This window comes from Humitalea rosea (assembly GCF_003253705.1).
Classification (GTDB): domain Bacteria; phylum Pseudomonadota; class Alphaproteobacteria; order Acetobacterales; family Acetobacteraceae; genus Humitalea; species Humitalea rosea.
On sequence record NZ_QKYU01000005.1, the window covers coordinates 134498 to 150339 of the forward strand.

General features: G+C 70.8%; 18 protein-coding genes. 7 read left to right on the plus strand and 11 right to left on the minus strand.

Annotated elements, in window-relative coordinates; genetic code table 11:
• Positions 1–3: 3 nt before the first annotated feature.
• Entirely contained in the window at positions 4–780 is a 777-nt protein-coding gene (locus C8P66_RS06050) for an SGNH/GDSL hydrolase family protein (RefSeq protein ID WP_111397254.1), read from the plus strand.
• Here C8P66_RS06050 and C8P66_RS06055 read toward each other — a convergent pair.
• Entirely contained in the window at positions 753–2417 is a 1665-nt protein-coding gene (locus C8P66_RS06055) for a formate--tetrahydrofolate ligase (RefSeq protein WP_111397255.1), read from the minus strand. The genes C8P66_RS06050 and C8P66_RS06055 overlap by 28 nt on opposite strands.
• Before the next feature lie 99 nt (positions 2418–2516).
• Between C8P66_RS06055 and C8P66_RS06060 the strand changes: the two genes are divergently transcribed.
• Positions 2517–2675, plus strand: coding sequence for a DUF1289 domain-containing protein (locus C8P66_RS06060; RefSeq protein WP_111397256.1), 159 nt, complete (start codon positions 2517–2519; stop codon positions 2673–2675).
• A gap of 69 nt (positions 2676–2744) precedes the next feature.
• Here C8P66_RS06060 and C8P66_RS06065 read toward each other — a convergent pair whose 3' ends face one another.
• Together C8P66_RS06065 and C8P66_RS06070 are read right to left on the minus strand one after the other, a co-directional pair.
• Positions 2745–2996: a P-loop NTPase family protein gene (locus C8P66_RS06065; RefSeq protein ID WP_245903259.1), complete on the minus strand. Its 252-nt coding sequence runs from the start codon at positions 2994–2996 to the stop codon at positions 2745–2747.
• A gap of 87 nt (positions 2997–3083) precedes the next feature.
• On the minus strand, positions 3084–3500 hold the full coding sequence (locus C8P66_RS06070) for a BLUF domain-containing protein (protein WP_158537113.1): 417 nt from the start codon (positions 3498–3500) through the stop codon (positions 3084–3086).
• 196 nt (positions 3501–3696) lie between these two features.
• Between C8P66_RS06070 and C8P66_RS06075 the strand changes: the two genes are divergently transcribed.
• The 3 genes from C8P66_RS06075 to C8P66_RS06085 all read left to right on the plus strand — a co-directional run bounded on the left by C8P66_RS06075 (position 3697) and on the right by C8P66_RS06085 (position 7339).
• The gene (locus C8P66_RS06075; RefSeq protein WP_111397258.1) at positions 3697–5367 is read left to right on the plus strand and encodes a squalene/phytoene synthase family protein; all 1671 of its coding nucleotides are present in this window, start codon (positions 3697–3699) and stop codon (positions 5365–5367) included.
• The gene (locus C8P66_RS06080) at positions 5364–6593 is read left to right on the plus strand and encodes a hydroxysqualene dehydroxylase (protein WP_158537114.1); all 1230 of its coding nucleotides are present in this window, start codon (positions 5364–5366) and stop codon (positions 6591–6593) included. The genes C8P66_RS06075 and C8P66_RS06080 overlap by 4 nt, the downstream gene beginning before the upstream one ends.
• A 197-nt stretch (positions 6594–6790) precedes the next feature.
• A complete protein-coding gene (locus C8P66_RS06085; RefSeq protein WP_111397260.1) occupies positions 6791–7339 on the plus strand; it encodes a GNAT family N-acetyltransferase in 549 nt (182 codons plus the stop codon).
• A 173-nt stretch (positions 7340–7512) separates the two neighbouring features.
• Here the strand turns inward: C8P66_RS06085 and C8P66_RS06090 are convergent, their stop codons facing one another.
• Together C8P66_RS06090 and C8P66_RS06095 are read right to left on the minus strand one after the other, a co-directional pair.
• Positions 7513–8394, minus strand: coding sequence for an alpha/beta fold hydrolase (locus C8P66_RS06090; protein ID WP_111397261.1), 882 nt, complete (start codon positions 8392–8394; stop codon positions 7513–7515).
• Between the two features lie 149 nt (positions 8395–8543).
• Positions 8544–9326 carry an SDR family oxidoreductase gene (locus C8P66_RS06095; RefSeq protein WP_111397262.1) on the minus strand — a complete coding sequence of 261 codons (783 nt, stop codon included), beginning with the start codon at positions 9324–9326 and terminating at the stop codon, positions 8544–8546.
• Positions 9327–9383: 57 nt separating this feature from the next.
• On the opposite strand from C8P66_RS06095, the gene C8P66_RS06100 reads away from it, so the two are divergent.
• Positions 9384–10058, plus strand: a complete 675-nt coding sequence (locus tag C8P66_RS06100) for a GntR family transcriptional regulator (protein WP_111397263.1) — start codon at positions 9384–9386, stop codon at positions 10056–10058.
• Positions 10059–10066: 8 nt separating this feature from the next.
• Here C8P66_RS06100 and C8P66_RS06105 read toward each other — a convergent pair whose 3' ends face one another.
• The 5 genes from C8P66_RS06105 to C8P66_RS06125 are packed head-to-tail and all read right to left on the minus strand — an operon-like array spanning position 10067 to position 14292.
• Positions 10067–10801, minus strand: a complete 735-nt coding sequence (locus tag C8P66_RS06105; RefSeq protein ID WP_211314038.1) for an ABC transporter permease — start codon at positions 10799–10801, stop codon at positions 10067–10069.
• A complete protein-coding gene (locus tag C8P66_RS24065) occupies positions 10798–11538 on the minus strand; it encodes an ABC transporter permease (protein ID WP_111397264.1) in 741 nt (246 codons plus the stop codon). The genes C8P66_RS06105 and C8P66_RS24065 overlap by 4 nt, the downstream gene beginning before the upstream one ends.
• Positions 11535–12377 (minus strand): ABC transporter ATP-binding protein, encoded by an 843-nt coding sequence (locus tag C8P66_RS06115; protein ID WP_111397265.1) that lies wholly within the window; start codon positions 12375–12377, stop codon positions 11535–11537. The genes C8P66_RS24065 and C8P66_RS06115 overlap by 4 nt, the downstream gene beginning before the upstream one ends.
• Complete coding sequence (locus C8P66_RS06120; RefSeq protein ID WP_111397266.1) at positions 12374–13378, minus strand: ABC transporter substrate-binding protein; 1005 nt, start codon at positions 13376–13378, stop codon at positions 12374–12376. Before C8P66_RS06120 ends, C8P66_RS06115 begins: the two co-directional genes overlap by 4 nt.
• A 47-nt stretch (positions 13379–13425) precedes the next feature.
• Positions 13426–14292 carry a TauD/TfdA dioxygenase family protein gene (locus C8P66_RS06125; RefSeq protein ID WP_111397267.1) on the minus strand — a complete coding sequence of 289 codons (867 nt, stop codon included), beginning with the start codon at positions 14290–14292 and terminating at the stop codon, positions 13426–13428.
• A gap of 101 nt (positions 14293–14393) precedes the next feature.
• Here C8P66_RS06125 and C8P66_RS06130 point away from each other — a divergent pair, with 101 nt between their 5' ends.
• Positions 14394–15182: a class II aldolase/adducin family protein gene (locus C8P66_RS06130; protein WP_111397268.1), complete on the plus strand. Its 789-nt coding sequence runs from the start codon at positions 14394–14396 to the stop codon at positions 15180–15182.
• On the opposite strand, the gene C8P66_RS06135 is transcribed toward C8P66_RS06130, so the two are convergent.
• Entirely contained in the window at positions 15179–15829 is a 651-nt protein-coding gene (locus tag C8P66_RS06135) for a Fe2+-dependent dioxygenase (RefSeq protein ID WP_158537115.1), read from the minus strand. The genes C8P66_RS06130 and C8P66_RS06135 overlap by 4 nt on opposite strands.
• Between the last annotated feature and the right edge of the window lie 13 nt (positions 15830–15842).

Below are 15842 nucleotides of genomic sequence, written 5' to 3' on the forward strand. Positions count from 1 at the left end.
CCGATGCGACGGCTCCCCGCTCTGCCCCTTCTGCTGCTTTCGATGCTGCTTTCGCTGCTGGGCGCCCCTGTGGCGATGGCCTCGGCGCCCGTCTGCCCCAGCCCTGACGAGTTCCTCGACAGCGGCCCGCTGCCTGCCGTCGCCGGCGCCATCGCCCATGGCCGGCTGCGGGTGCTGGCGGTCGGCTCAGCCTCCATTCTCGGCCTCGGCACCTCCCGCCCCGATGCCGCCTGGCCGGTGCGGCTGGAGGCGACGCTGGCCGAGCGGCTGCCGCAGGTGCAGGTCACCGTCGATGTGCAGGGCGGCCGCGGGCTGACCGCCGCCGACCAGTTGGCGATGATCCGCGACAGTGTGCTGCGCGCGCAGCCCGACCTCGTGATCTGGCAGGCCGCCGCGACCGAGGCGACGCGGGGGCTGGAGGTCGCCGAGATGGCCGAGACCCTGTCGCGCGGATTGTCGCGGTTGAAGGCGCGGCCGGACATCGATTCCGTGCTGATGGATTTGCAGTTCAGCCGCTTCCTGCGCGCCAACGTCAACGTCTGGCCGTATCTGGAGGCGCTGCGCTACGCCTCGGCCGCCAATGGCGCGCCGCTGTTCCGGCGCTATGATCTGATGCAGGCCTGGGCCGATGCCGGCACCGTCGATGTCGAACACGTCGATCGCGCGCATCGCACGCCGGAGGTGGACCGGCTGAACGAATGCCTCGCCCAGGCGATGGCGAGTTTCCTGATCGACGGCGCGCGCGACGCCGATCAGAACAGCCCGTCGATCCGCCCCTGATCGTCCAGCATGATGCGTTCGGCGGCCGGGCTGCGCGGCAGGCCGGGCATGGTCATCACATCGCCGCAGACCACCACGATGAAGCCGGCCCCCGCCGATAGCCGCACCTCGCGCACCGGCAGGATATGGTCCTGCGGCGCGCCCAAGGCGGTGGGATCGGCGCTGAAGGAATACTGCGTCTTGGCGATGCAGACCGGCAGATGGCCGAAGCCGCCGGCGGTGAAGGCCTCCAGCCGCTTGGCGACGCTGGGGGGCAGGGAGATATCGGCGGCGCGGTAGATGCGGCGCGCGATGGTGCGGATCTTCTCCGCCAGCGGCATCGCGTCGGGGTAGAGCGGCAGATAGGGCTCGGCGCCATGCTCGATCATCCGCCGCACGGCGCGGGCGAGGTCGGCGGCCCCGGCGGCGCCATCGCCCCAATGGGTGCAGAGGATCGCCTCGGTATGCAGGGCGGCCATCGCCTCCTTCACCGCGGCGATCTCCTCCTCGGTGTCGCCGGAGAAGCGGTTCAGCGCGACCACCACGGGCAGGCCGAAGCCGCGGCAATTCTCGACATGGCGGGCGAGGTTGGCGATCCCGCGCCGCACCGCCGCGACATCCTCGGCCGCCAGGGCGGATTTGGCGACGCCGCCATGCATCTTCAGCGCCCGCACCGTCGCGACCACGACGCAGGCGGCGGGCGAGAGTTCGGCCTGGCGGCATTTGATGTCCAGGAACTTCTCGGCACCGAGATCGGCGCCGAAGCCCGCCTCCGTCACCACCACATCCGCGAGGCGGAGTGCGAGCTTGGTCGCGATCACGCTGTTGCAGCCATGCGCGATATTGGCGAAGGGGCCGCCATGGATCAGCGCCGGCGTGCCCTCCAGCGTCTGCACGAGGTTGGGCATCAGCGCATCGCGCAGCAGCACCGCCATGGCGCCATCGGCCTTGAGGTCGCGCGCGGTGATCAGCTTCCCCTCGCGGGTCTGGCCCACCACCATGCGGCCGAGGCGCTCCTGCAGATCGGCGAGATCGGTCGCGAGGCAGAACACCGCCATCACCTCCGACGCCACGGTGATGTCGAAGCCATCCTCCCGCGTCACGCCATTGGCCGCCCCGCCGAGCGAGCCGACGATCTGGCGCAGCGAGCGGTCGTTCATGTCCAGCGCGCGGCGCCAGGCGATCTTGCGCGTATCCAGCCCGAGCGCGTTGCCCCAGTGGATGTGGTTGTCCAGCATCGCCGCCAGCAGGTTGTTGGCGCTGGTGATGGCGTGGAAATCGCCGGTGAAATGGAGGTTGATGTCCTCCATCGGCCCGACCTGGGCGCGGCCGCCGCCGGTCGCCCCGCCCTTGACCCCGAAGCACGGCCCGAGGCTGGGCTCGCGCAGGGCGGCCATGGCGCGCATGCCGGCCGCCGCCAGCGCATCGGTGAGGCCCACGGTGGTGGTGGTCTTGCCCTCGCCGGCCGCGGTCGGGCTGATGCCGGTGACCAGCACCAGCGCGCCGCGCCGGCCGGTGTCGGGGATCAGCGCGGGGTCGATCTTCGCCTTCAGCCGGCCATAGGGCAGCAGCGCCTCATCGGGGATGCCGGCGCGGGTGGCGATCTCGGTGATCGGGCGCAGGGTCGTGGCGCGGGCGATCTCAAGGTCGGTCGTCATGGCTGGTCAGTCCCCCCGACTGCCGGATTACGGGGGGCGCGGCGGCGCCGCAAGACGGGGGCGCTGGCCTTGTTGGCGTGGCCGGGGCACAGGGGCGGCATGGAGAGCCCCTGCAAGCAGATCTGCGTGTTGGACGCGGCCGGGCGGGTCTGCCTCGGCTGCGGACGGACGCTGGCCGAGATCGCCGCCTGGGGCACGGCGACCGAGGCCGAGCAGGCGCGGATCGCGCAGGCCGCGGCGGCGCGCCTCGCGCGCTAAGCACTGCCTGGCGCGCCTCGCGCGCTGAGCACCGCCCGGCGCGCTTCGCGCGCTGAGCACTGCCTGGGATCAGGCGCGCCCGGCCGGGCCGCGGTGCCGCGCGGCAGGGGCGGCATCGGCCGCCCGCACCACGGCGGCGAAGAGCCGCAATGCGGCAACGCCATCGCGGGGCTCGACCGCGCCCGCCTGCATCGCCCGCGCCAGATCCTCGGCATGGGCGGCCAAGGTCCAGGCGGCGCGGCGCAGAGCGTCGGCTTGCAGCTCGGGGTGCAGCTCCATGACCGGAAGAGGGTCGGTGAGCACGGTATGGCGGGTCGCCATGGCAATCCTTTCGGACGCCGTTCTGGCGTGGTGGGTCGGGCGCCTTTGCGGTGCCGAATTGGCTGGGACGAGTCTGCCCGGATCGGGTTACCGGGAGATTGACGGACCCTCCCCGCGCGCCACCTGTTCGATCCGCTCGAACAGCGGCACGGCCGCGCCTCGCGGCGGCAATGTGAGCGTCGGGCCGATGTAGCTCAGCGGCGTGTCGGGAAAGGCGCGCGCGGTGGCCGTCACCTCCTGCAGCACCGTCACATGGGAATGGCGCGGATCGGCGCAGATCGCGGCGAAGAGCCGGTCCAGCGCCGCCGCCGGCCCCTCCAGGATCTGCGCGAAGCAGCCGTCGTTGAACAGCAGGCTGCCGGTGATCCCGGCCGCGCGGTTCCGTGCCTCGGAGGTGTGCCGCAGGCGCTCGATCTCCGCCTCGACGAACCAGGCGGGTCCGCGAAGCAGGCTGCGGCTGAAATAGGTCAGTCGGTGCAGGGTCTGAGGCAGGGTCTGGGGCACGGGCGCTCCTCCTGAGCAGGCCTCCCCGGGGGGGCTAGGGGGCAGTTCCACGGGTCCACGCGGCCGCGGCAGGTTGCTCCGGCAAGGGTTAGCGAAAGCTTGACGCCTTGCCCTGCGCCCTCGCCCAGGGCAGGACAGCGGCCATGCGCCGCCCCAGCCCCCGCTGTCCGCTGCCCGTGCCGATGGCCCGCCGCGCATGAGCGGCGTCGCGGTGGGGCCGCCGACGCGGAGCCCTGGCAGCGAGAATTTCCCTGTCGCCTCGCTGCTGCTGTCGCGCGCGGTGCGGCCCAAAATCCTCGCCTTCTATCGCTTCGTCCGCACCGCCGATGACATCGCCGACGACCCGCTGCTGAACCCTGGGGAGAAGCTCGCGCGCCTCGCGCTGCTGGAGGCCGGGCTGGACGATCCCGCGACGCCGCTGCCCGAACCCGCCGGGCTGCACGCCGCCGGCACCGGCGCCGCCGAGGCACGGCAGATGCTCGCCGCCTTCCGCCAGGATGCGGTGCAGGCGCGCTATGCCGACTGGCCGGCGCTGGAAGCGTATTGCGCCACCTCCGCCGTGCCGGTCGGGCGGCTGCTGCTGCGCCTGCATGGCGAGGTCGCGGGGGCGGATGCCGATGCGCTCTGCACCGCCTTGCAGATCCTGAACCATCTGCAGGATCTCGCGCAGGACCGCGCCGCGCTGGGGCGGGTCTACCTGCCGCTGGATTGGCTTGAGGCCGCGGGCGGGGAGGCCGCGTTCTTCGCCGATGCCGCCGCCCGCCGCCCGGTGCTGGATGCCGCGCTTGACCGGGTGGAGGCGGCGCTGGACATCGCCGCCGGCCTGCCGCGCCGCCTCGCCTCCCGCCGTCTGGCGCTGGAGAGCGCTGCGACGCTCGGCTGCGCCCGGCGCCTGCTGGCGCGGCTGCGCGCGGCGGACCCGGTGCTGGGCCGGGTCGCGCTGTCGCGGGCCGATACGCTGGCGGCGCTGGCTGCCTCCCCCCTGCCGCCGCGCGACGCGGCGATCGTGCAGGCGCGGGTGGGGCGCTCCGGCTCCAGCTTCCGTGCCGGCATGGCGGTGCTGCCGGCGGGGCGGCGGCGGGGGCTGCATGCGGTCTATGCCTTCTGCCGCGCCGTCGATGACATCGCCGATGGCGCCGCGCCGCTGGCGGAGCGCCGCCGCGCGCTGGCGGGCTGGCGGGCGAAGCTCCAGGCGCCGGATTGCGCTTTGTCGCGCGAATTGGCCCTGGCCCGCCGCGCGCACGACCTGCCGGCCGCGGAATGCGTGGCGATGATCGCGGGGATGGAGGCCGATGCCGCCCCCGCACCCCGCATCGCCGATGCGCCGGCGCTGGATCTTTATTGCCGCCAGGTCGCGGGCAGCGTCGGCGCGATGGCGGTGCGGGTCTTTGGCGCGCCGGAGGCGGTGGGCTTCGGGCTGGCTCTCGGCCGCACGCTGCAACTGGTGAACATCCTGCGCGACCTGGATGAGGATGCGGCGCGGGATCGGCTCTACCTGCCGCTGTCGCTGCTGGCCGGCGCCGATGCGGCGCGGCCCGCCGCCGCGCTGCTGGCGCTGCCCTCGGTCCCGGCCGCCGCCATGGCGCTGGCGCGCGAGGCGGAGGCCGGGTTCGGCGCGGCGGATGCGACGCTGGCGGCCCTCGGCCACCCCCGCGCGCTGCTGCCGGCGCGGATCATGATGTGGGGTTATCGGCGGCTGCTGGCGCGGATGCTGGCACAGGGCTTCGCCGCCCCGCGAACCCGCCCGCGCCTGGACCGCGCCGAGAAGGCCCGCATGGCCGCCTGGGCCGCCGGCTGGCCTATGATCCAACCGGGGATCCAACCGGGGATCCAACCGGGGGTCCAACCGGGGGGCCGACCGGGGTGACGGTCCATGTCGTCGGCGCGGGCGTCGCCGGGCTGGCGGCGGCGCTGGCCCTGGCTGGCCAGAGGGGGGCCGATGCGGGGCGCGCGGTGCGGCTGTGGGAGGCGGCCCCCGTCGCCGGGGGGCGCTGCCGGGCGCTGCCGGATGGGCGGGACAATGGCACCCATGCGCTGCTCGCCGGCAATCGGGCGGCGCTGGGGTTTTTGGGCGCGATCGGGGCGCGGGAGGCCTGGGTGGAGCCGGAGCCGGACGGGCTGCCGCTGCTCGATCTGGCCGATGGGTCGCTGCGGCGCATCGCGCTGTCCCCCTCAGGCTGGTGGCGGGCGGACCGGCGGCCGGCGGGGGGCATCTTCGCGCTGGCGCGGCTGTTCGGCCGGGGGCCGGATCGCAGCCTCGCCGAAACCTTCGCCGACCGGCCCGAGCTGCTGCGCGGCTTCGTCGAGCCGCTGGCCATCGCCGCGCTGAACACGCCGGTCGCCGAGGCCTCCACCGCCTTGCTCGGCAGCGTCGCGCGGCGGCTCGCCTGGCCCGGTGCGGCGCGGCTGCTGGTGGCGCGGGAGGGGCTGGGCCCCGGGCTGATCGCCCCCGCCTTGGCCGCGCTGGCGCAACGCCGGGTGCCGGTCGTCTTCGGGGCACGGTTGCGGGGGGTGGAGACCGAGGCCGGCCGCGCGACGCGGCTGCTCTTCGCGGGCGAACAGATCGCGCTCGGGCGCGATGACGCGGTGTTGTTCGCGCTGCCGCCGTGGGAGGCCACGCGTCTCTTGCCCGGGCTTGCGGCGCCAGGCGAGCATGCCCCCATCCTGAACCTGCACTTCGGCCATGGCGTGCCGGGGCCGGTGCGGTTCGTCGGGGTTTTGGGCGGGCTGTGCCAATGGGTGCTGTTCCGCCCGGAAGGGATCGCCGTGACCGTCAGCGCCGCCGATGCCGAAAGCGAGGAGCCGGGCGAAAGCCTCGGCCCCCGCGCCTGGGCCGAAATCCTGCGCGCGGTGGCCGCGGTCGGCATTGCCGGCGAATGGCCGATCCGCCCCCCCGCCTGCCGCGTGGTGAAGGAGCGCCGGGCCACCCCGCGCCACCGCCCCGGCCCCCGCAGCCTGCCACCCCGTCTGCCGCTCGCAAATCTGGCGCTGGCCGGGGATTGGACCGACCCCGACCTGCCCGCGACCATTGAAGCCGCCGTGCGTAGCGGCCAGGCCGCCGCCCGCGCGCTGCCCCTGGTGTCCCGACTCTGAAGTGCGCCGCGAAGAGCGGCGAATTTCGGGGCAGGGCACCAGGGCCGCTCCGGTTTCGAATCGTTCGGCAACCTGGGCGTGTAATTCATGCACGATAAAGTTGTATACCCCGCAATTCCGGCACTGTCAGAAAATCTTTGGCGGAAAGGGTTATGAAAGGGTTGCTGCGGTAGTGTCGGTTGTGCATTCATATCCTTATGATTGCAGAGCTTGAGACCATCGTCGTATTGAGAGCGGAGGGTAGTCCTATTCGTGTCTTGCGCGAAGGTGACGCTCCGGCTCTCGCATCCCTTATGACTCCGCAGGTTGCGGCACGGCTGGCGTCCTGGCAGGCGCCGTGCTCGTCGCGGGACGTCGCGGCGCGGATCGCCTATATGCAGGACGCTGCGGCCCACGGCCGGGGCTATGGGCTGGCGGTCGTGGAACCCCATGACATGGCCATCCCCTGCGGCTGGGTGAGCGCCGAAATCCCGCGCGGCGAAAGCAATTATGCCATGCTGACCTATTGGATAGGTGAGCAATATCAAGGTCTTGGCTTGATGCGCCGGGCGGCCCCCCGGGCGATGGCGGAATTCTTCAAAGTCCTGCGGGTGCCGGAGCTGCGGGCGGCCGTGCAACCGGACAATGTGCGGTCCATCTCCCTGCTGGAGTCACTCGGCTTCAGCCGTGTCAGCGCCGGCCAGATCTGGTGTTCGGCACGCCAGCGGCATGAGAGCTGTTTCTACTACGGGTTGCGCCAAGCCTGAGGCAGACTCGTCAGAAGAGTGTGAATTTCAGAGGCAGCTATATTACAGTGCCGTATCAGTCTGATTTCTATCGAATGACGCCTCCGGGCTGACCCCATCAGAACATCGCTTCGCCACGGCCTCCTGCGGCGACAGCGCGTGCAGCCGCTGCCAGAGCCGCTCGCCGTCCAGGATCATGAGGTCTTCATCACCTCGGCCGGGTTGGCGCGGGGGTCGCGGCGGTCCCAGCGGCCGGCTTCGGCCGTCGCGATGAATTCGGCGAGGAAGCGGTTGAACAGCTCCGGCTCCTCCAGGTTCAGCGTGTGGCCGGTCTTGGGGAAGACCGCGAGGCCGCAGCGCGGGATCACCCGCTTCAGGTAGAGCGCCGGTTGCAGGCAGTGGTCGTCCTCATCCCCGGCCATCACCAGAACCGGCAGGTCCATCGCGCGGAAGCCGTCCTCCAGATCATAGAGCGAGGGCCGCCGTGCCTGCACGCCGCGCATGGTCGCGGCCGACCCCTCGGTGGAATGTTCGCCGAGCTGGTCCGCGAACTCGGCCCAGCCACGCGGGTCCTTGTTCTGGAACTGCACGCGGGATGCGCCGAGGGCATAGGTGCGGGCGAAGACCCCGGCGGTCTGCTGTTCGAAGCCATCGGCGACGGCCAGCGAGACGCCGCGGAAATAGGCCTCATGCTGCTTCTCGGCGCCATAGCCCGCGCCGGCGGCGGTGATGGAGAGCGCGCGATCGGGCTGCGCCAGCCCGAAATGCAGCGCGCAGAACCCGCCCATGGACAGGCCCACGATATGCGCCTTGGCGATGCCGAGCGCATCGAGCACCGCCACCGCATCGGATACCGCGATGGCCTGGCTGTAGCGTTCCGGATCGGCATGCACATCCGAGGGCGGGTAGCCGCGCGCGCCATAGGTGATGCAGCGATGGCGGCGGGCGAAGGCGCGAAGCTGCGGCTCCCAGCTGCGATGATCGCCGCCGAACTCATGGATGAACAGGATCGGGGTGCCGCTGCCGGCCTCCTCGACCCAGAGCCTGGTGCCATCGGATGTGGTGATATGCGGCATGGGGGGAGCCTCAGAACAATTCGGGGATGTCGTTCATGGCGCGGGCGGCGGCAGATGATTGGTGTTCTGGCCGAGCCAGAGCAGATCCTCATCCCGCGTCAGCGCGTCGAAATGCCGGTTGCGGATTTCATGCGGGGGCAGGCTGCGCATCAGATGATGCTGCCGCGCGAGGCGATGCCGCCATCGATGGTGACGATGGTGCCGGTGATATAGGCGGCGCGCGGGCTCGCCAGGAACAGGATCAGATCCGCGACTTCCTCGACGCTGGCGGGGCGCTTGCCGGGGTATTTGTCGAACAGCTCCTCCCACCGGCTGTCGTCGCCATACCAATCCGTGGCGCGGCGCTTCATGAGCTTGATCATCCGATCCGTCGCGACCGGCCCGGGATTGACGCCCAGCACACGGATGCCGTCATCCAGCGACGTGCCGCCGAGTGCCCGCGTAAAGGCCATCAGCGACGCATTGCCCGAGGAGCCGGCAATGTAGCGTGCATCGAAATTCTCGCCGGAATTGCCGATGTCGTTGACGATGACGCCATGGCCGCGCGCCTTCATCCGCGCGTAATAGGCGCGGGTCAGGCTGATGTAGCCGAAGACCTTGAGATCCCAGCCACGGCGCCAGGCGGCGTCATCCACCACATCGATCGGGCCCGCCGGGATATCGCCGGCGTTGTTGACCAGGATATCGACGTCGCCGACCGCATCGGCGAGCGCATGCATCGCGCGATCATCGGAAAGGTCGCGCGCATGCACGGTGACGCGGATACCGTGGCGGGCTTCGAGGCTGGCCTTGGCTTCCTCCATCGGCGCGGCGCTGCGGGCGGCCAGATGCAGGTCGCAGCCCTCGGCGGCAAACACCTCGGCACAGGCGCGGCCGATGCCCTTGGAGGCGCCGGTGATGAGGGCGGTCTTGCCGCGAAGCTGGAGGTCCATGATGAAGCTCTCTCGGAGTCAGGTGAATTGTATGCGATATAGCGTCTGTGGCATACAATGGCCGCGGACAAAAAGGGGGCTGGCGTGACGGCGGCGGAACGTGTGCGTGCGGCTTTGGAACAGGACCTGCTGGGCGGCGCGCTGACCCCCGGCATGCGGCTGGACGAGATGGATCTGGCGACGCGCTTCGCCGTCTCGCGTACCCCCGTGCGGGAGGCGTTGAAGGCCCTGGCGGCGCAGAACCTCGTGGAGCTGCGCCCCCATGCCGGCGCCTTCGTGGCCGAGCCGGGTGGCGAGGCGCTGATCGAGATGTTCGAGACCATGGCGGAGCTGGAGGCGGCCTGCGCCTCCTTCGCAGCACTGCGGGCACGCCCGGTGGATCGCGCGGCCCTGCTCGCGGCGCATGAGGCCTGCGTGGCCGCGACCGCGCGCGGCGCGATGGAGGCGTTCCTGGACGCCAACAACCGCTTCCACGACGCGATCGCCGAGGCCGCGGGCAATCGCTTCCTGGCCGAGCAGACCTTGGCGCTGCGCCGCCGGCTGGAGCCCTGGCGCCGCCGCGTCACCTGGCGCGCGGGGATCATGCCGCAATCCAACGCCGAGCATGCCGGCATCCGCGAGGCGATCGAGGCCGGCGACGGCCCGCTTGCCGCGCGCTGTGCCCGCGCGCATCTGGATACCTTGCAACGCGATGCGCTGGTGTTGCTGCGGATGATGAAGAAGGCGGGCTGAGGCCGCGTTCATTTCCAGAACACCACGCGCCGCTCCAGCAGCGTGATGGCGCCGAAGAAGGCGAGGCTCATCACCGAGGCGACGAGGATCGCGGCCCAGACGCGCAAGAAATCGATCTGGAGCACCGCCTCGAAGATGGTCCAGCCGAGGCCGAGCTGGCTGCCGAGCATCTCCGTCACGATCGCCACGATCATGGCGCGCACGGTCGAGACACGCAGCCCGACCGCGATGGCGGGCAGCGCCGAAGGCAGCCGCAGCCGCCACAGGATCGAGAGCCGCCCCGCGCCAAAACTGCGCAGCAGCGCGATGCCGGCGGGGTCCACCCGCGTCAGCCCATCCAGCGCGTTCAGGAAGACGGTGAAGCCGACGATGAAGGCGACCATGATGACCTTGGAGGTCGCGCCAGTGCCGAACCACAGCAGGGCCAGCGGCGCATAGGCCGCGACCGGCACCGAGTTGATGATCACCACCACCGGCAGCAGCACCCGCCGCAACATCGCTGCCTGGGACAGCAGGATCGCGAGCAGGATGCCGAGCACCGCGCCGATGGCATAGCCGCCGGTCGCCTCGGCCAGCGTCATCCCCGCGGCCGGCAGCAAGCCGGCGCGGGCGGTCCAGGTGGTGGCGAGAATGCCGCTGGGGGCGGGCAGAATCCAGGGCGGGATGGCGAAGAGGCGCACCGCGGCCTCCCACCCCAGCAGCAGGATCAACCCGCCGGCGAGGCCGCGCAGGGCGGCGGTCACAGCTCCTCCCGCCAGAACAGCAGCCGCGCCTCGATCACCGCGACCAGCGCGAAGAGCGCGCCGCCGACGGCCGCCGCGAGGATGATCGCGGCCCAGAGGGCGATGATCTGCTCGTTGAACATCGCCGCCAGCAGCAGCGCGCCGACGCCCTGCACCGCGCCGAACCATTCGCCGACGATGGCGCCCGCCAGCGCGAGGCCGGCCGAGAGCCGCAGGGCCGTGAAGATGCGCGGCAAGGCCGATGGCAGCAGCAGCTTCCACAGCAGCGCCCGCCGCCCCGCGCCAAAGCTGCGCAGCAGGGCGATTTGGCGCGGATCGACCGCCTCCATCCCCGCCAGCGTGTTCACCGTGACCGGGAAGAAGGTGAGGTAGAAGGCGATCGCCGCCTTGGCCGCCAAGGTATTGCCGAACCACAACACGATGATGGCGCCGAAGGCGATCACCGGCACGGTCTGCGAGACGATGAAGATCGGCAGCACCATCTGCTTCAACCGCGGCGCATGCGCGAAGACGATGCCGCTGCCGACACCCACGAGCCCGCCTGCGACAAATCCCACCACCGCCTCAAGCAAAGTGATGAGGAACGCCGCCTGATACGCCTGCCAATTCGCGCCGATGGCGCCGAGCACATCGCGCAGCGGCGGCAAGTAGAAGGGGCTGATGGCGAAGAGCGCGACCGACCCCTCCCAGGCCGCGGCGATCAGCGCCAGGGGGGCGAGGAGGGCGAGCGCCTTCACCTCTGCCCGGCCTGGAAGGTCTTGAGGCTCTCCTCCTCCAGCACCTCCAGCAGCTCCCGCTTGATGGCGGTGAACTCCGGCGCGGTGATGAGCGCGGCGGCACGCGGACGCGGCAGGTCGATGGCGCGATCCATGCGGATGCGCCCCGGGCGCGCGCCCATCACCAGCACGCGGTCGGCGAGGAAGATCGCCTCGTCGATGTCATGCGTGATGAAGACGATGGTGCGGCGATAGCGCGACCAGATGTCGAGCAGCCAGCGCTGCATCAGCGAGCGCGTCAACGCATCCAGCGCGCCGAAGGGCTCGTCCAGCAGCATCACGTCGCGGTCGAACAGGAAGGTCCGCATCAGCGCCACGCGCTGGCGCATGCCGCCCGAAAGCTGCTGCGGGAAGTGGTCCTCGAACCCCGCGAGGCCGAAGTCGCGCGCCATCTCGCGTGCCAGCGCGCGGGCTTCCTTCTTGGGCTGGCCTTGCACCTCGGCGGCGAGGATCGCGTTGTCCAGCACGCTGCGCCAGGGCAGCAGCAGGTCGCGCTGCGGCATGAAGGCGACGCGGCCGAGCAGCCCGCCCGGGGGCACCACCATGCCATCCAGCGCGACGCTGCCGCCGGGATCGGGCTCCAGCAACCCCGCCAGTATGTTGAACAGCGTGCTCTTGCCGCAGCCGGAGGGGCCGATGAGCGTGACGAAGGCGCCCTCGGGGATGGAGGCATCGATGCGGTCCAGCGCATGGACCGCCCCGAAATGCCGCGAAACGCCGCGCAGCCCGAGCTTCTCCCGCCCCGCCGGCGCCGTGCCGACGGTGAGATGCGGATCGAGCAGCCCGGCGGCCTCGGTCATGCCAGACGGTCGGCCAGCGGGATCGCTTCGAGGAAGGAGGAGCGGAAGGCGGTGGCGAGATCGATCGGCGCCTTCAGCACCTGCTGCTCGACGAAGAAGTCATGCGCCTTCTTGATCGCGGTGGGGTCGATGACGAACAGCCCCTGCTGTGCCGCGGCACCTGCCTCCATCAGCCGCAGCACTTCCGGCAGCATCGCGATCTGATGCGCGCGATCCAAGGTCGGCACGATCTTCATCACCGCTTCCAACGCGGCGGCGGGCTCGGCCTTCGCCGCCTTCCAGCCGCGGATGGACGCGCGCAGGAAGGCCGTCACCGCATTGGGATTGGCGGCGGCGAAGGCCTCGTTCACGATCACCGTGTCGCGCGGAACGGTGATGCCGTAATCCTCGGCGACGAAGAGCTTGAGCTTGTCCGCGCCGCCGATGCGCGCCTTGATGGTGTTCAGCTCATTGTACCAGGTCGCGGCGCAGACATCGGTATCGCCATTGATGAAGGGCGTGATCGAGACCTGCTGCGGGCTGATGCTCAGCGCATCGCGCGGGATGTTGCGGCTGGCGAGCATGCCGAACAGCACCAGATGCGCGCCGGTGAACCAGGCGGTGACCTTCTTGCCGCGGAAATCCTCCAGCGTCTTCACCGGGCCATCGGCCTTGGCGACGAAGACGAAGGGCGTGACCTGGTGTGCCACGCCGATGCAGGTGATCGGCAGGCCCTTCTCGCGTGCGGAGAACACGCTGTCGGTGCCGCCGGAGAGGCCGAATTGCTCGCTGCCCGAGGCCACGAGGTTTTCCGTCAGCAGGTTCGGCCCGCCCGGGCTGATGCTGAGATCGAGCCCTGCTTCACGATAGTAGCCGCGTTCGACGGCAAGGTAGAAGCCGGCGAACTGCGCCTGCGGCAGCCACTTCAGCCGCAGGGTCACAGGGGTCAGTGCCTGCGCCTGGCCGATGCGGGGGGCGGCGAGGACGGCGAGGGGCGTTGCGAGCAGCGTGCGGCGATGCATGGGCGGTGACTCCGGTTCGGCGCTGGGATGGGGGACGGGCTCGGCGTTCACGCCGCACGCACCATCGGTGTCGCCGGGACCGGCCGTTCGCCGGCCAGCGTCGTGCGATGCATGATGCGGATGTATGTGCTGTCGTCGTAGTCGGTCGCCTGGTGCATCGTGTTGCGATTGTCCCAGGCCACCAGATCGCCTTCCTGCCATTTGTGGCGATAGACATGCGCGGCCTGCACCGCATGCGCGTTCAGCCGGTCGAGCAAAGCGGCCCCCTCCTCGGGGTCCAGGCCGATGATCTCCTTCACCACCTCCCGCCCGATGTAGAGCGCGCGGCGGCCATTGCCCGGATGCAGTCGTACCAAGGGATGAATCACATCCGGCGTCGCGGCGCGCTGTGCTTCCGTCAGCGGCGCGCGGTCGGCGAAGGCGCGGTCGTAGTAGGTCGCATAGCTGTGCGTGGCGAAGAGCCCGTCGATCCGTGTCCGCGTCGCCTCGTCCAGCGTCTCATAGGCCATATGCATGCAGGCGAAGAGCGTATCGGCGCCCTCGGCCGGGCAGACGCGGCCATGCAGGATCGAGCCGACGGCGGGCTCGGCCTTGTAGGACCAGTCCGAATGCCAGTTCAGCCCTTCCTTGTGGTTGCCGATCGGCTTGCCCTCGCGCAGCGCGTTGGAGAGGACGTAGATCTCGGGATGGGGCGTGGTCAGGAACTGCGTCAGCACATGCGTCTGCAAGTCGCCGAAGCGGCGACTGACGGCGACATGCGCGGCCTCGTCGAGCGCCTGGGCGCGGAAGACCACGACGCCCTTGGTGTGGAAGGCGTCGAGGATCGCGCGCCATTGCGGCGCGCTCACCGGTCCGGTGAGGTCGATGCCGGCGATCTCGACGCCGAAACCTGGGTGCAGCAGAAGGATGTCCATCGCCTCGCCTCACGGATCGCATGCAATACGAGAATTTTCGTATGCAGAAGAATGAGGTTTCGGTAAGCAATCGGTGTGCCATCCCTTGACGGAGCCCCCCGATGTTCGATGCCGACGCCCAAGGCCATGTCCGCGACAGCATCGCCGGCGTCACCGCCCATGCGCCGGCAACCGAGGCGGAGGCACGGCTGCACCTCGCCGCCGCCTATCGCCTGGTCGCGTTGATGGGGATGGACGACCTCATCTTCACCCATATCTCCGCCCGGGTGCCGGGGGAGCCGGAGCATTTCCTGCTCAACCCCTATGGCCTCGGCTTCGATGAGATCACCCCCGCCAGCCTCGTGAAGATCGACCATGCCGGGCGGAAGATCGGCGACAGCCCTTATGACGCCAATGCCGCGGGCTTCGTGATCCATTCTGCCATCCACATGGGCAGGCCAGAGGTGGATTGCGTGATGCATACGCACGCCCCCGCATCGGTCGCCATCGCCGCGCGGCCCGAGGGGCTGCTGCCGCTCAGCCAGTTCGCGATGCGCTTCTTCAACCGCGTGGCGCTGCATGGCTATGAAGGCCTGGCGCTGAACCTCGGCGAGCGGGAGCGGATGATCGCCGACCTCGGCCAGCACCACACCATGCTGCTACGCTTCCACGGCGTGCTGACCTGCGGCCGCACCATCCCCGAGGCCTTCATCCTCGCGCATTACTTTGAACGCGCGGCCGCCGTGCAGCTTGCCGCGATGGCCGATGGCGCCACGCTGCCCTTGCCCCCGCCCGAGGTCTGCGAACTCACCGCGCGGCAATTCGAGGACCAGCCCGCACCGCAGGGCGAGCGCGAATGGCCCGCCTTGCTACGGCGCCTCGATCGCGAATGCCCGGGCTGGCGCGGCTAGCTCTCCGCCCACATCCGCAGCAGGTTGGCGCGGGCGAGTTGCAGGCGCAGCGCGGCATCTTCGCCGCCATGCTCGGCCAGATGCAGGTCGAACAGCAGGGCGCGCTGGGCCGCGTCGCGCACGCGGCTCTGCACCCAGCCGACCGCGACGAGGCGCTCACCGCTCTCGACCTGTGCCACGCGATGCAGATGCGTCGCGGGGTAGAGCACCAGCAGCCCCGGCCGCGGCGCGATCTCCTGCTCGCCGCCGGCCGTCTCCACCACCAGCGCGCCGCCGCCGACCGGGCCGCCGAGGAACAGCGTCCAGGCGAGATCGGTGCGGATCGTCGCCCCGCCGCGCCCCATCAGCGCATTGTCCACATGCCGCCCATAGCCACCGCCCGGCGGGGTGCGGCTGAACAGCGGCCGCGTCATCCGCAGCGGCAGGGCGGCGGCGGCGAAGACGGGATGGGCGCGCAGGCTCGCCTCCAGCTCCACGGCGGCGGCGCGCGTCGCGGGGTCGTCCCCATCGGCCTGTTCATTGGCCTTGACCCCGGCGGCGCGCGCCCCCGCGGTGGCGCGCCCGTCCCGCCAGGTGGCGCGGGCCAGCACCTTGCGCAGCCGCTCCAGCGCCGCCGCCTCCAGCACATCGGCAATCGGCAGCAGCATCGGCGTTGGCCCT

Bases quoted from the DNA above. Each gene is read 5' to 3' on its own strand.
- C8P66_RS06050 (WP_111397254.1), top strand. From the start codon at position 4: ATGCGACGGCTCCCCGCTCTGCCCCTTCTGCTGCTTTCGATGCTGCTT.
- C8P66_RS06055 (WP_111397255.1), bottom strand. From the start codon at position 2,417: ATGACGACCGACCTTGAGATCGCCCGCGCCACGACCCTGCGCCCGATC.
- C8P66_RS06060 (WP_111397256.1), top strand. From the start codon at position 2,517: ATGGAGAGCCCCTGCAAGCAGATCTGCGTGTTGGACGCGGCCGGGCGG.
- C8P66_RS06065 (WP_245903259.1), bottom strand. From the start codon at position 2,996: ATGGCGACCCGCCATACCGTGCTCACCGACCCTCTTCCGGTCATGGAG.
- C8P66_RS06075 (WP_111397258.1), top strand. From the start codon at position 3,697: ATGAGCGGCGTCGCGGTGGGGCCGCCGACGCGGAGCCCTGGCAGCGAG.
- C8P66_RS06085 (WP_111397260.1), top strand. From the start codon at position 6,791: ATGATTGCAGAGCTTGAGACCATCGTCGTATTGAGAGCGGAGGGTAGT.
- C8P66_RS06090 (WP_111397261.1), bottom strand. From the start codon at position 8,394: ATGCCGCATATCACCACATCCGATGGCACCAGGCTCTGGGTCGAGGAG.
- C8P66_RS06095 (WP_111397262.1), bottom strand. From the start codon at position 9,326: ATGGACCTCCAGCTTCGCGGCAAGACCGCCCTCATCACCGGCGCCTCC.
- C8P66_RS06100 (WP_111397263.1), top strand. From the start codon at position 9,384: ATGGCCGCGGACAAAAAGGGGGCTGGCGTGACGGCGGCGGAACGTGTG.
- C8P66_RS06115 (WP_111397265.1), bottom strand. From the start codon at position 12,377: ATGACCGAGGCCGCCGGGCTGCTCGATCCGCATCTCACCGTCGGCACG.
- C8P66_RS06120 (WP_111397266.1), bottom strand. From the start codon at position 13,378: ATGCATCGCCGCACGCTGCTCGCAACGCCCCTCGCCGTCCTCGCCGCC.
- C8P66_RS06125 (WP_111397267.1), bottom strand. From the start codon at position 14,292: ATGGACATCCTTCTGCTGCACCCAGGTTTCGGCGTCGAGATCGCCGGC.
- C8P66_RS06130 (WP_111397268.1), top strand. From the start codon at position 14,394: ATGTTCGATGCCGACGCCCAAGGCCATGTCCGCGACAGCATCGCCGGC.
- C8P66_RS06135 (WP_158537115.1), bottom strand. From the start codon at position 15,829: ATGCTGCTGCCGATTGCCGATGTGCTGGAGGCGGCGGCGCTGGAGCGG.